Here is a 12844-nt window from a genome sequence, read left to right on the forward strand (position 1 = left end):
CGATGCGCCGCGGCCTGATCGGAAAGATCGCCTCGAAGCCCGATTATGTCGCGATCGAAGCGCGGGGCGGTCTGTTGCCGGTCCTTGAGCCGTGGCTGCACGCCGCCGTCTCATCCAGCCGCCAGCGGCTTGGGGACGCGTGGCGCGGCGCCTTTCTCGCCGCGCCGATCTGGCGTTTCTGGCTCGGCTCCGAGATTTGCGGCGAGACTATTCTTGGCGCGCTGACGCCCTCGATCGATTCCGCAGGGCGATATTTCCCGCTCGTCGTGTTCGCGGCGCCGCCCCCTGGCGTCGCTATCCCGCCGCCGGAATTTGAGGACAATGAAGTCTGGTTCAGAGCGGCCGAGGCGCTGCTGCTGTCCACCCTTGCGCCCGGCGCTTTGTTTGATGAGGCTCTCACCGCGCTGGAGGGGCTGCCAGCGCCCGCCGTCGCCCCGCCTGTGGCGGCGCGCGCGCCGATGCTCGCCCTGAAGGGCGGCGTCCTGGCGCCTCTCGATGACAAGCCGCCCGGCCAAGTCTTCGCATGGCTGCGCCGCGCCGATTGGGCGAGAGCCTATGGCGCGCGCAGCTTCTGGCAGACCGCGGGCGGCGCCGATTTCCGGCCGCTGGCCCTGAGTTTTCGGCTGATGCCCGACCCGGCGCTATTCGCCGCCATGCTGACCGGGCATTTTTCCGGCGACGCGGCGGGCGAGGTGAGCTAAGCCGCTTCCTGCCGGCGCCAGCGCCGGTTTCCAGAGAGCAAGAGGTCCCATGTCCCCGAAACACTCTTTCGTCGCCGCGCTTCTTGTCACCCTGACCGCGGCGCCGCTGATGAGCAGCATCGCCAACGCCGCGAGCGAGGTTACGAGCCCGACCGGTCTGCGCACCATTGATACCGAGCCCGGCAATGGGGCGCCCCCGAAGCCAGGGCAGACCGTCACCGTCCACTACACCGGCTGGCTTTTCGTCGACGGCAAGAAGGGCGCAAAATTCGATAGTTCTGTCGACCGCGGCCAACCCTTCTCCTTCACGCTCGGCCAGGGCCAGGTCATCAAAGGCTGGGATGAAGGCGTCGCCGGCATGCGGGTCGGCGGCAAGCGCACGCTGATCATCCCGCCGGAACTCGGCTATGGCGCGCGCGGCGCCGGCGGCGTCATTCCGCCGAATGCGACCCTGATCTTCGACGTCGAGCTTTTGGGCGCGAAGTAGCAGCTTGCGTCCGGTCGGCGCCGCGGCCCACAATAAAAAGTTGCAGTGAATTGCTGGACCATGGGAGTTCTATCGGCCAGCCCTCATCGCGGATCGACCGACGTGACCTCGAAAGACGACATCGGCCAGACCAAATCCTTCGGCGGAACTCCGCCGGCGGGGTCGGCCGGCGTCAATCCGCCCCTCGGCGCCGAGTTTCTCGGCGTCGAATCGCTGCGGGCGGGCATGCAGCTGAACGGGGTCTATGAAATCGACGCCCTGCTCGCCCGGGGCGGCATGGGCGAGGTCTATAAGGGCCACTCCATCCAGACCGGCGATGACGTCGCGATCAAGGTGATCCGCGCCGATCTTGCCGAAAACGAAGTCGCCATCGCGCTGTTTCGCAACGAGGCCTCAAAACTTCATCGCCTGCATCACGAGGCGATCATCCGCTATTTCGTGTTCTCGGTCGATCCGCTGCTGCAGCGGACCTATCTCGCGATGGAATTCGTCGAGGGCGAGCCATTGTCGCAAATGTTGCGGCGCGGACCATTGCCGGCCGGGGCGGCGCAGCGTCTCGCCCAGCGCGTCGCGCTCGGCCTCAACGCCGCGCATAAGCGCGACATCATTCATCGCGACGTGTCGTCCGACAATATCATTATTCAGAACGGCGATGTGGATGAGGCGAAGATCATCGACTTCGGCATCGCGCGCTCGACGGCGGTGGGCACGACTTTCATCGACGTCGGCTTCGCCGGCAAACTGAATTACGTGTCGCCGGAGCAGCTCGGCCTCTATGGCGGCGAGGTCGGCGCGCGATCAGACATCTACAGCCTCGGTCTCGTGCTGGCCGAAGCCCTGCGCGGCGCTCCGCTCGACATGGGCGGCACGCAGGTCGAGGTGATCGAAAAACGCAAGAGCGTTCCGGATCTCGCCGGCGTCGATCCGCGCATCGCGCCGATCCTCGCAAAAATGCTGCAGCCGAACCCCGATGACAGACCGCAATCCATGCAGGCGGTCGCCGATGATTTCGCGCGATTGACGATCGAGCCGCCGGAAAGGGCCCGTCCTTCCCCCGCGCGCAGAGCTGAGCGCCGCTCCGATGAGGCGGGCCGCCTGCTCAAGATCGGAGCGGCGGCGGGCGGCGCGCTGGCCCTCGTTACGCTCGCCGCGGGCGCTTATCTGTGGCTGGGGGCGCCGGTGAAGAGACCCGGGCCGCCGCCCGAGGTCACGCTGCAGCCAGCGCCCGAACGTCCGGCGGTGGCGCCGCCCCCCGCCGCGATCCCGCCCGCCGTGGCGCCCGAGTCGGCGCCGGTTCAAGCTCCCGCGCAAAACAGCACTCTCGTCACGCGGGACAGCATCCTTGATTTCGTCGAGCGGAGCGCCGCCGCGCCCTGTTTCTCGGTCGTTTCCGTCGCGGCGACAGATTCATCGGCGAAAATCGAAGCCATCGGCGCCTCGCGCGAACCATTTGACGAACTTAACGCCGCCTTCAACAAGGCGATCGGCTTTGAGGCTGACATCCGGGCGATCATTATTCCGGCCACGGAATGCGCGGCGCTCGATTTTTACAACTCGGCCCGGAAAAACGCGAAGCTGGCGCCTGTCGTGCAGCTCGATGCTCCCTTCCTGCGCGGCGGGCAGGCTCTTGCGGGATCGATTTCGGCGCCGAAGGATCGCAGGATCGAGGCCTTGCTCATCGGCGATGACGGACTTGCGCAGAATGTGACGAGCGCCCTTTCGACCGGACATCCACGCACTTTTAGCATCAACGTCGCGCGGCCGAAGGTCGCCGCTGCGCCGCAGCTCTTGATGATAATCTCCAGCACGCAGCCTCTGTCGTCGCTGAAGCTCGCAAAGCCCGTTAAAACGGCGCAGGCGTTGTCGGCCACCGAGGCGGAGGCCGGCGAAAAGCAGGAAGATCTCGGCGTCTCACTGAACTATTTTTACGTGACCGAGTGATCGCGTTCGGCCGTGGCGGGACGCCGCCCGGCGCCTCAATGTCCCTTGTTCTCGACGCCAGCGCTGACGCGGTCGGCAATCGCCAGAATGAGCATCGTCACGGCGAAAGCGAGCAATATGCCGACGACCCAGGCGAGCTTTTGGGTCTCGGCGTGGCTTTCAATGTCCATGAACCATTCCAGCACATGCACGGCGGTGATCGCCACGATCGAGCCGAGAAGTTTCTGCTTGAGGCCCGAAAAGCCGATCCTGATCAGGCCGTCAGGCCACTCCGGGTGGTCCGCTATGTTGATCGGCCGCACAAAGTTTTCATAGCTGGAGCAGATCACGATGAGGATGAGATTGGCGGTCAGCGAAAGATCGATCAGGCTGAGGATGCCGACGATCACCTCGGATTCGGGAGCTGTCTTCAACAACAATATGAAATCGAAAAGTTTCGCGCCGAATTTGTAGAGAAGCCCGACAAGGCCGACGACGAGGCCGACGAGAAACGGCGCCATCAGCCAACGGCTGCTGAAGAATAATCCCTCGATGCCCCGCTCGAACCGATTCATGGCGCCCTCCGATGTTCCGTGATGCCACGGATCAAGCGTGCGGCGCAACAAGGGCGGGCGTCGGGGGCTCCATCGGCAAGTTACAACATGATGTCGCCGCCGGCATGAGAAAGCGCCGCGCCGCCGCTGGCGCGCCAGCATGGTTCGCTGTCGTAAGCGGGCGCGTCGGAAAACAGAGTATAGCGAATGCCGACCATGCCGAGCAGCGCCGTGCGTCTGTGCCTGCTCGGCGGCGCTGACGCGATGGCGCGCAGGGCCTCGTCGATTTGCCGAAGCAGGGCGGGCGTCGAGGCCTCGCGCCCGGCGCGGAAATGTTGCGCCAAAGCGCCCAGTGTGGCGTCGACGAGGGTCGCGGCCTGCGCAGGCAGGCCATGCCGGGCAGCGCGCAGTTCGATAATGTTCAGGCCGACCCGCAATTCGGCAAGCACGTCGACGGCTGGAAGTCTTGTGCTCGGCGACGCCAGAAAGGGTGCGAGAAGCCCGAGCCGGTCGAGCATGAGCGCTGCGAATTGCGCGCGATCGCGCCTGCCGTGATGCGTCGCCGCCGCGGCCAGCGCCGCTCTGCTCGCGTTAAGCAAACGGCTGAGGCTCCATTCAGCTCCGGTCGCGCGGGCGAGCTGGAAGACAAGGGTCGGGAACCAGACGCCAATGAGAAGAGCGATCCCGGAATTGGCTACGGCGGCGAAATCAGCGCTGTAATTATCCTGCAGCGCCAGCAGCGTCGCGGTCCAGAGCGATAAAGCAAGGCTCGGGAAGGCGGTTTGCTGCCTCGTCGCGAGCAGGCCAAACAAGATGAAAGCCGGGCTTAGCGCAAGAACGAGAAGTTCGAAGTTCTGGATGCGCGGCAGGATGCCGAAAAGATAGACGATGGTCACGATCACGGAGACCGCCGACCAGCGCGTGAAGGAGCGCATCAGGGGAACCGGATCATCCTGCGCGGCAAAGAGACAGCAGATGACCGCTGCGATCATGGCCGCCGTGCCGCCGTCCGGCCAGCTTGTCGCAATCCAGAACAGGCAGAGGCCGCCGATGCAGACGATGGCCGTTAAGGCCGCGAAGGCGGCGCCGGCGTTGTCTCGATGGCGCGCCTCGACGACACCGGCCGGTGTCTGGAACGAAAGCGGCTCCCTGAGCTTCGCGGCGCCCGATTCGATCTGCCCCTGCAAAAGCCGGCAATCGCCGCGGATGTCCACGAGGTCTTTCAGCCGCAGCAGCAGGCTGCTCGTGATGATGTCGCGCGCGCTGGAGCGCGCATCGAGATGCCGGTCATGCGCGGCGATGAAAGCGTCCAAACGATCGGGGATCTCCGGTCCGATATCGGCCCCCTCGCGCAGCGCGGCGCGAATCTCGTCGATCAAGGGCTGCAGCCCGGGCGGCAGGGGCTGGCCGCTTAAGGCGCTCATCCTTTCGCCGAGAGAAGAAAGAATTGGCAGAAGCATCAACAGTCGCAGCCGCAGCATGCGCATGGCGCGCGCGGCGTAACGCTGGACCGAGGTGTCGAAGGCGAGGTGAATGGATAGCGCGTCGAGCTGCGCCGCGTCGGCGGCGAGCCGCAGGCGGCGTCTGCGCAGAAGCTCGTCCTCCTTGCGCCCTTTGAGGGCGTCGCACCCCCAAAGATCGGCGTCCCCCAGCCAGGCCTGGAGACGTTCGGCGACGAGTGGGCCGACCGGACGGGGAAACAGCACGCCCGAAAAGATGCTGGCGCAGACGATCCCCAAAGTGATCTCCTCGACGCGCGCTATGGCGGTGTCGAAGATTCCCTCTGGCGCGTCGACGCTCGGAAAGCCGATCAGCGCCGCCGTGTAGCCCGCGAGCATGAAGACGTAGCCGCGTGGGGTCCGATCGAGGAGGGAGAAATAAAGACAGCAGGCAATCCAAAGCGAGATGGCAAGGCTCAATATCTCTGGCGAATTGGCTAGATTGGGCACGAGGGCTATGCTCATGCTGGCGCCGAGGATCGTGCCGCAAACCCGATAGAACGCCTTGGATCGCGTCGCGCCCGCCAGCGGCTGGGAGCATATATAGACGGTCGCGACCGCCCAATAGGGGCGCGGCAGCTGCAGCCAGAAGCACACATAAAGCGCGAGGGCGGCAGCTGCGAAGGTCTTGAGGGAAAACACCCAGTCGCGAAGGGAATAAACGCTCATCGCTTCGCTCGACGATTCCTGCAAGTTGGCGTCCGAAGATCGGATGCATGGCGCGCCACAGCTTTGGACACGCTCTTTTCGGGGCCGCGCGGCGCAGGGCGTCCTCTGTCACGATGTCGCTACGGCGCGCCTTCGGCCGGTCTTGAAGTGGAATAAGGCTGCCGCCCCCGCGCCCTCTGACAAGGGCGCGCAGGCGAAACTCCTCGCCTCAGCGAAGCTGCGGTCCGCCGTGGCAACGCGCCTCGTCCTGCGATCCGTTCCGATCGCCCGTTTGCCGCCAGTTCTGCGCTTCGCGAACCTGCTCCTGAAACGTCGGGAGGGCGCAAGCATGGACCGGGGCGGCTTGCTTTGCGGTGGCGACGTTAGCCGCAGCGGCGGCGAGCGCAAACACAGCTATGGAAAGTTTCCTAGCGTTCATTTTCGTTGTCCATATGGAGAAGGCGCCAAATACGCCAGCTACCTATCAGTGTATATGCGTTCTATTTCCTGATATACCATACTGAAAATAGCAATTCATAGTTTCACTGCGGCGATCGAGCTGACAAAATTATTCGAAAGCTTGGCATAAATTCTTAACCTAGCAAAAAAATCAAAGCGTAATCTCATGCAGAAACGATTTTGATTCCAACATCTAATAATGACGATTATTTTCCTTCACTGCCGTGTATTTTTGTTTCCTGACCTTGGCTGGATCTGATTTCCATCCAATCCGGACTATGCAGAATTGATGGCCGCAAGGCTTAGTCTTTGAAGTTGGCCAATGGTTCGGGCGCGCGCGGAAAGCGCGATCGCAGCGGATTTTTTCCCGGGATCTTCCAATATCGCGAGAGGTTTTCGTCCGGAGATCAGAGCTGACAGATAGCACCGAGTGGGCACTGCGATAATGAGCCGCCGTTGCATTTCATAATGCAGCGGCCGGCAATAATTCACCTTGCGTGAGTGACGCTGGAGCATATTCCGATCAGATCGGTTCGATCTGATCGGCAAGGATATGCTCAAGTTTTTGAATCTGGAGCGATTTCTGATCGATCGAATGACTCCGTTCGATCGGAAAGCGCTCTGGCGCGCGAATGCCGCGCATCAGCGCAGGATCAAAGCAGCTGGCGCGACGTCCCGCTGAGAAAATCAACAAACATCCGTATCTTTGGATCATTCGTGGCGCGGCGCGAGAAGATCAGCGAGGCTTGCAGATCGTCGGAGCTATGCCATTCGGGCAGGACGACTTTCAGCGTCCCATCATTGAGATGCGGCCTCACATAGAGTTCGGCCAGGATGGCGAAGCCTTCGCCGCGTAAAGCATGATTGAGCGCGACCGACGGTTCGTTGGAGGCTATGCGCGGAACGAGCGTGACCTGCTTGTCCTCGCGCCCATTGTTGAACGTATAGGAGCTTCCCGATCCGTTCGGGTCGATATTGGCGGCGAGAAACACATGCTTCTCGAGGTCCTCGACCTTTTTGATGGGTTCGCTCGCCTTGAGATAGTCCGGCGAGGCGACGATCCGCCGTTCCCCATTCAGGAGATGGCGGACCACATAAGCCGAGTTCTTCAGCGCGCCGATGCGAAGCGCGACGTCAAACCCATGTTCGATCAAATCCAGATGTTCGTTGTTCAGGGTTAACTGGATCTGAACGTCGGGACAGAGCTTTTGAAAGTCGGACAGCATCCGGTCGATGATGAGGCCGCCGAGTGCGTAAGGCGCGAGAACGCGCAAAACGCCGGACGGTTTGTTGGTGAGATTTTTCGCCGCGAGTTCGGCCTCGTCGATCAGCGTCAGGCCTTGCGAGGCGCGATCATACACCTCGCGCCCGGCGTCGGTGACGACAAGCCGGCGCGTCGTGCGGCGAAGAAGCGTCGCGCCGAGGCGATGTTCGAGGTCCTGCACCTTCCGGCTTGCCGTGGCCGGAGGGATGCCGAGCTGCCGGGCGGCGGCGATGAAACTGCCGCGTTCGACGACGCGGACAAATGTAATAAGGTCATCAAGCTTTTGCATTTTTATTGTAGCGTCTTTCAGTTTCCGCCTTCGGTTCGCTTTGCGATCGAGGGGCGGCTCGCGATCAGCCTATCTTACTTCGTCGTAAAAACACTCGATGGGGCGAGAGCTTGGCGGCCAGGGTTTGCGGAGCCTTCAGGCGGCATCCGATCTTGCGCTCCAGCCTCTATGGCGCGCCCTCATCATCAAACGTCATTCTTGTTCCAAAAATGGCGCGGATTCAATCGACTGAGTAATTGCAGCGCGCTCGCCCACCGCGATGGCGGGGCGGCCGACTGAACGGCGACCGTCGCGGTGCGGCCGGGGAGCAGCCGGACGCTGTCCGGGACGGCGTTGAGCGTGATGCGCACAGGCACGCGCTGAGCAAGCCTGACCCAGCTGAATGTCGGATTGACGTTGGCGACAAGGGTCGCCCCCGCGCTGCGCTCACGGTCCTCGATGGCGCCGGCGATGCTTTCGACATGCCCGGTCAAGGTCGTCCGCTCGCCCATGAGCTGGACGACGACCTCATCGCCGACGTGGATGCGCGGCAGCTTGGTCTCTTCGAAATAACCTTCAACATGCAGGCTGTCGCTATCGACCAGAGCAAAAACGCCCTTTCCCGCGGTGACGTAGACGCCGGGCCTCAGGTCGAAATTGGTGATCGAGCCGTTCACCGAGGCGCGGACCTCGCTGCGTTCGAGATTGAGTTTGGCTACGTCGCGCTCCGCCCGCGCCTGCTTATAGGAAGCGTCGGCCAGCTGCTGCGTCGCCAGCACCTGTTCGTATTTCTGCTTCGACACGACATTGTCGCTCAGCTGGCTATAGCGCGCGAGATCGCTGTTCGCCTGGTCAAGCGTCGCGCGGCGGCCCTCGACCACCGCCTCCGCCTGCTGCAAAGCCAAAACAAATCGATCCCGGTCAATCTTGAACAGGACATCGCCTTTCTTGACGCTCTGATTGTCGCGCACGAGGACGTCGGTGACGAGGCCCGAGACGTCGGGAGCGACGGCGACGACGTCGGCGCGCACGCGTCCGTCGCGGGTCCAGGGGTCGTCGACATAATATCCCCAGAGCTCCCAGCCTGCGAGGCCGGCGACAATGAGCATGATGGCGGTGACAGCGAAGCGGAGGAACAGGGAAAAAACACTCGTCATGGCGCTATGCCGGGTAAAATAAATACGACGCAGCCGAGGCTCGCGACAAAAAGGCTGAGGTCGAACAGCGGGGGGTGCCAGATTAATTTGTAAAAGCCGAGGGCCGCGAAAAGGCGGCGCAAAGAGGCGCTGAGCGCAAAGGCGCAGGCCATCCAAACGAGCAGGGCCGGGATGAAGACCCCGTAAACATCGATTTCCTGTGTCATGGAAAGATCGCCTTCAAAGCTCCAGCCGCCGCCGCGCCTTCGGGAAGATCACCTGTGCGGGCACAAAAGTCGGGCCGTGGCTCTTCGCAAATGCATTCGGGGATATGTCACGTCCCCGCCTTGAACGGTAGATGGACCGCCCTCGCCGCGCTGACTAGCAGCTTAAAAGCAAACTCATTATTGCGTTTGTGACAATAATATAAAACGCCGCCTGGCGGGGCGGCAATAGCGAGCGGAGGGAAGATGCGCCCGAGGGATGCGCTCAGGCGGCTCTCAGCTGGGCCACGCGGAGCGGCGCCGGCGGATGCGAATAATAGAAAAGAGCGTAAAGCCGGTCCGGCGTCAGCGTCGCCAGATTATCGCGCGAGAGCCGCGTCAGCGCGCTGATCATGGCGTCTTTGCCGACCATCGTCCGCGCGAAATCATCGGCCTGAAATTCCGCGCGTCGCGACAACCAGTTGGTCAGCGGGGCTGCGAGGTGCAGAATCGGTCCCATCGCCGTCAGCACAATAATGAGGACGACGCCCGGATCATTCGGCAGGCCAAACTGGCTTGCAAGGCCCCCGGCGGAGAACGCCCAGTGCAGCACGAGGAAGATCACAAACGTGAAGGCCGCGGATTGCGCCAGACGCTGACCGATATGCCCGAGTTTGAAGTGGCCGAGCTCATGCGCGAGAATTGAAAGGATCTCATCGTCTGTGTGCTTTTCAAGAAGCGTGTCGAAGAAGACGATGCGTTTGGCTTTGCCGAAGCCGGAAAAATAGGCGTTGCCGTGACTGGAGCGCTTGGAAGCGTCCATCACGAAGAGCCCTTTCGATTCGAAGCCGCATCTGGCGAGCAGGGCCTCGATCCGGGTCTTTATCGGTCCGTCCGGCAATGGCTTGAATTGATTGAAGAGCGGCGCGATCCAAGTGGGATAGGCCACGCTCAGGCCGATGGTGATCAGCACCGAAGCGGCCCAGCCGGCAAGCCACCAGAAACGCGGCATAGCGGCGAGCAGCCAGAAAAGACCGTAGAGAAGCGGAACGGCGAAGATCAATTGCAGCGCGAGGCCCTTGATCCGGTCGAGCGCGAAGACGCCTGGCGTCGCTCGGTTGAAGCCGAATTTCGCCTCGAGCCAAAAAGTCCTGGCGATCGAGAAAGGAAGGCCGAGAACGGCGCCGACCGCGCCGATCGCGACAAGCAGGGCGACGCTGCGCGAAAGGCCGGGCGGCAAAATCCCGGCGATCAGCGCGGCCAGGGGCGCGAGCAGCGCCGTCAGCCAGAGCACGGCCATAATGGCGTCGAAGGCAGTCTGTATGGCTCCGAGGCGGATATTGGCCAATGTATAGTCCGCCGCCTTCTGATGCTCCTCGATCGTGACGACCGCCTTGAAGTCGCTTGGGACGGCCGCGCGGTTTGCGGCGATGCAGGCCGCCTGCCGCCATTTCAGATAGAGGTCGAGCGCGCCTGAAAGGACGATGGCGGCGATGATGGCGCAGGCGAGGAGGCTCAACGAGGCGGCTCCGAAAAGGGGCGGATGGCGGGCGGCCTCCGCGCGTTCGGCATAGGTGGGACATCTGGCGTTGTGCCGCAAGCCCCGCCTGGCGGCGCTTCCGCCGGCTCCGCCGCGCGCGGCTTTAATCCGCGTCGAGGGGATCGATCTTGCGGCGGGCCGGCTGGTTCAAGCCCTTTGGCCGCAGTCTGACGACGATGTCGATCTTGGCGATCTCATACCCTTCGGGCGGCTCGACGCCGTCCGCAAGCTTCACGCAATCCGGCCCGATATCGCAAACCGCGCCGGTATCCTCGAAATAGAAATGGGAATGGTCGCTCGTATTCGTATCAAAAACGGTCTTGCCGCCCTCAATCGCGAGGCTGCGGACGAGGCCGACCTGCGCGAAAAGATTAAGCACATTGTAGACAGTCGCGAGTGAGGCGGGCATACGCGCGGCCTGCGCCTCGGAGGCGAGCGCGTCGGCCGTCAAATGCCGGTCGCCCTTGCCGAACAGAAGCCTGGCGAGTCCGAGCCGTTGCCGGGTCGCGCGCAACCCATACCGTTCCAAGAGGGTGCGCCCCTGAAAGCCCGATGGGCCTCGAGTCCGGGAATAATCACTCCCCTGCGAACCAAACATCACGCGCCACACTTTCCACAGCCCTTCTGTGACGTCAGTTAAATGAATTTTTGCGCGATAGACAATCAAAAAGCTCAACCTTAGAGCATTTCTAATTGAGTAATTCTAATTTTGATGTCTTGGCGCCGGCGCGCGCGCAGAATCGGCCGCGCGTCCAATACTCCGGCAGCGTTGGATCGGCTAATTTCGCTTTACGCCAAGCTCGTCTTTCCGGGCCGCCGGCGATCGCTCAATTCATGACGGGACCGGGGCCGCTGATCTTCAGCGAGTCGCCGCGCTTACGCTCGTTCGATCCGCTTTTGCTTGCGGATGTGTCCATCGAGTTCAATGTGAAGCTCAAACTCCTCACCCTTGGCGTCGCGGGCGCGCAGCTCGAAATGTTTCGGCTTGCGATGCGGTTCGCCGACGGCCGTAAAACCCGCGTCATCCGCGGCGCGCAGCGCGATATAAGGATCGGCGTGCTCATGATGGGGAGGATGTCCATCGGGATGATGGAGGACGATCGCCGCCTCGCCGTCGCGGGCGATCGAAAACACCTTGACCTCGGACGGTTTTTGTTCCCCGGCGATCTGCACCTTTTCGCCTTTTTGCAGTCGAAACTGCTCTGCGCCCCTGGGGCCGAGGTCGGCGAGAATATGTCCCTCCGGCGTCGCCAGCACGAACCGGTGCGCGAAGACGTCCGTGACGGAGCCGGAATAATTGACGGTGTGGCGAGGCGGCATTTTGGAGTCCTTGAGGCTGGTCCCCTTGCGGGACACGGAGGGTCCGGCAACGGTTCAGAACGGCGATTGTTCCAGGGGGCTTTCAGGAGTGGTTGGGCGTGTCCCCGACGAGCTTTGGCTTGGCGCGGTAGAAATTCGGAAAAAGCAGCTTCAGATTTTCGACCTTCGGCCTGTCGTTGATCATGATGTAGAGGCTGCCCGGATGCATCACGAAATAATCCTGGTGGTAGGATTCAGCGGGATAGAAGCCGCTCAGCGGCTCGACACGCGTCGTTATCGGCTGATTGAACGTTCCCGCGCGCTCGAGCTGTTCGATGTAGTTTTTCGCCAGCGCCATCTGCTTGTCGCCGGTGGTAAAAATTGCAGAACGATATTGCGTGCCCGAGTCCGGCCCCTGGCGGTCGCGTTGCGTCGGATCATGAACGACCGAGAAGAAGATGCGCAGCAAATCGCCCGCCCTCACCACATGCGGGTCAAAAGTGATCTTCACCGATTCCGCGTGGCCGGTGCGCCCGGAGCTGACGGCTTCATAATGAGCCGTGTCCGGCGCGCCGCCGGCATATCCCGAAACGGCTGATTCAACCCCCTTCACATGCTGGTAGACCGCCTGCACGCCCCAGAAGCAGCCGCCTGAGACGACGATCGTCTGAGGCCCCGACACGTCGGCGCCGGACGTCGGATCCCCGGCGGGCGGCGGAACGAGCCTGCCCGCCCCGGCGGCGGCGGAGCCGAGCGGAAGCAATGCGGCGCACAAGACCAGAATGCCGCCGCCCGCGATCTGACGACGGTTGCAATGCGCGCCGCCGGGAGGCCCACGAAAAGGAAGATCGGACGCAGCCATTTCA

The 12844-nt window shown here is 62.5% G+C and carries 13 protein-coding genes; 3 read left to right on the forward strand and 10 right to left on the reverse strand.

What is annotated here, in order from left to right:
* Positions 1-2 precede the first annotated feature (2 nt).
* The 3 genes from tagF to MPC4_RS00600 all read left to right on the forward strand — a co-directional run bounded on the left by tagF (position 3) and on the right by MPC4_RS00600 (position 3129).
* Complete coding sequence (tagF, locus tag MPC4_RS00590) at positions 3-701, forward strand: type VI secretion system-associated protein TagF (RefSeq protein ID WP_174510819.1); 699 nt, start codon at positions 3-5, stop codon at positions 699-701.
* Positions 702-810: 109 nt separating this feature from the next.
* A complete protein-coding gene (locus tag MPC4_RS00595; RefSeq protein WP_244628792.1) occupies positions 811-1188 on the forward strand; it encodes an FKBP-type peptidyl-prolyl cis-trans isomerase in 378 nt (125 codons plus the stop codon).
* A gap of 102 nt (positions 1189-1290) precedes the next feature.
* On the forward strand, positions 1291-3129 hold the full coding sequence (locus MPC4_RS00600) for a serine/threonine-protein kinase (protein ID WP_174510821.1): 1839 nt from the start codon (positions 1291-1293) through the stop codon (positions 3127-3129).
* Positions 3130-3164: 35 nt separating this feature from the next.
* Here MPC4_RS00600 and MPC4_RS00605 read toward each other — a convergent pair whose 3' ends face one another.
* The 10 genes from MPC4_RS00605 to msrA form a co-directional block, all read right to left on the reverse strand.
* Positions 3165-3683 (reverse strand): YqhA family protein, encoded by a 519-nt coding sequence (locus tag MPC4_RS00605; protein ID WP_174510822.1) that lies wholly within the window; start codon positions 3681-3683, stop codon positions 3165-3167.
* A gap of 80 nt (positions 3684-3763) precedes the next feature.
* Complete coding sequence (locus MPC4_RS00610; RefSeq protein WP_174510823.1) at positions 3764-5830, reverse strand: FUSC family protein; 2067 nt, start codon at positions 5828-5830, stop codon at positions 3764-3766.
* A gap of 208 nt (positions 5831-6038) precedes the next feature.
* Positions 6039-6248: a hypothetical protein gene (locus MPC4_RS00615; protein WP_174510824.1), complete on the reverse strand. Its 210-nt coding sequence runs from the start codon at positions 6246-6248 to the stop codon at positions 6039-6041.
* 673 nt (positions 6249-6921) lie between these two features.
* The gene (locus MPC4_RS00620; protein ID WP_134489972.1) at positions 6922-7821 is read right to left on the reverse strand and encodes a LysR family transcriptional regulator; all 900 of its coding nucleotides are present in this window, start codon (positions 7819-7821) and stop codon (positions 6922-6924) included.
* Between the two features lie 185 nt (positions 7822-8006).
* Positions 8007-8957, reverse strand: a complete 951-nt coding sequence (locus tag MPC4_RS00625) for an efflux RND transporter periplasmic adaptor subunit (RefSeq protein WP_174510825.1) — start codon at positions 8955-8957, stop codon at positions 8007-8009.
* A complete protein-coding gene (locus MPC4_RS00630; protein ID WP_134489968.1) occupies positions 8954-9163 on the reverse strand; it encodes a DUF1656 domain-containing protein in 210 nt (69 codons plus the stop codon). Before MPC4_RS00630 ends, MPC4_RS00625 begins: the two co-directional genes overlap by 4 nt.
* Positions 9164-9425: 262 nt before the next feature.
* Complete coding sequence (locus MPC4_RS00635) at positions 9426-10658, reverse strand: M48 family metallopeptidase (RefSeq protein ID WP_174510826.1); 1233 nt, start codon at positions 10656-10658, stop codon at positions 9426-9428.
* A gap of 124 nt (positions 10659-10782) precedes the next feature.
* Complete coding sequence (gene irrA, locus MPC4_RS00640) at positions 10783-11277, reverse strand: iron response transcriptional regulator IrrA (RefSeq protein ID WP_174511078.1); 495 nt, start codon at positions 11275-11277, stop codon at positions 10783-10785.
* 278 nt (positions 11278-11555) lie between these two features.
* A complete protein-coding gene (locus MPC4_RS00645) occupies positions 11556-11999 on the reverse strand; it encodes a hypothetical protein (RefSeq protein ID WP_174510827.1) in 444 nt (147 codons plus the stop codon).
* Positions 12000-12081: 82 nt separating this feature from the next.
* A complete protein-coding gene (msrA, locus tag MPC4_RS00650; protein WP_174510828.1) occupies positions 12082-12840 on the reverse strand; it encodes a peptide-methionine (S)-S-oxide reductase MsrA in 759 nt (252 codons plus the stop codon).
* Positions 12841-12844: the final 4 nt, after the last annotated feature.

Source organism: Methylocella tundrae (genome assembly GCF_901905185.1).
In the GTDB taxonomy this organism is placed as follows: Bacteria; Pseudomonadota; Alphaproteobacteria; order Rhizobiales; family Beijerinckiaceae; genus Methylocapsa; species Methylocapsa tundrae.

What these genes read in the sequence shown, in the direction of transcription:
- tagF (WP_174510819.1), top strand. Translation starts at nt 3, where the DNA reads ATGCGCCGCGGCCTGATCGGAAAGATCGCCTCGAAGCCCGATTATGTC.
- MPC4_RS00595 (WP_244628792.1), top strand. Translation starts at nt 811, where the DNA reads ATGAGCAGCATCGCCAACGCCGCGAGCGAGGTTACGAGCCCGACCGGT.
- MPC4_RS00605 (WP_174510822.1), bottom strand. Translation starts at nt 3,683, where the DNA reads ATGAATCGGTTCGAGCGGGGCATCGAGGGATTATTCTTCAGCAGCCGT.
- MPC4_RS00610 (WP_174510823.1), bottom strand. Translation starts at nt 5,830, where the DNA reads ATGAGCGTTTATTCCCTTCGCGACTGGGTGTTTTCCCTCAAGACCTTC.
- MPC4_RS00615 (WP_174510824.1), bottom strand. Translation starts at nt 6,248, where the DNA reads ATGAACGCTAGGAAACTTTCCATAGCTGTGTTTGCGCTCGCCGCCGCT.
- MPC4_RS00620 (WP_134489972.1), bottom strand. Translation starts at nt 7,821, where the DNA reads ATGCAAAAGCTTGATGACCTTATTACATTTGTCCGCGTCGTCGAACGC.
- MPC4_RS00625 (WP_174510825.1), bottom strand. Translation starts at nt 8,957, where the DNA reads ATGACGAGTGTTTTTTCCCTGTTCCTCCGCTTCGCTGTCACCGCCATC.
- MPC4_RS00630 (WP_134489968.1), bottom strand. Translation starts at nt 9,163, where the DNA reads ATGACACAGGAAATCGATGTTTACGGGGTCTTCATCCCGGCCCTGCTC.
- irrA (WP_174511078.1), bottom strand. Translation starts at nt 11,277, where the DNA reads ATGTTTGGTTCGCAGGGGAGTGATTATTCCCGGACTCGAGGCCCATCG.
- MPC4_RS00645 (WP_174510827.1), bottom strand. Translation starts at nt 11,999, where the DNA reads ATGCCGCCTCGCCACACCGTCAATTATTCCGGCTCCGTCACGGACGTC.
- msrA (WP_174510828.1), bottom strand. Translation starts at nt 12,840, where the DNA reads ATGGCTGCGTCCGATCTTCCTTTTCGTGGGCCTCCCGGCGGCGCGCAT.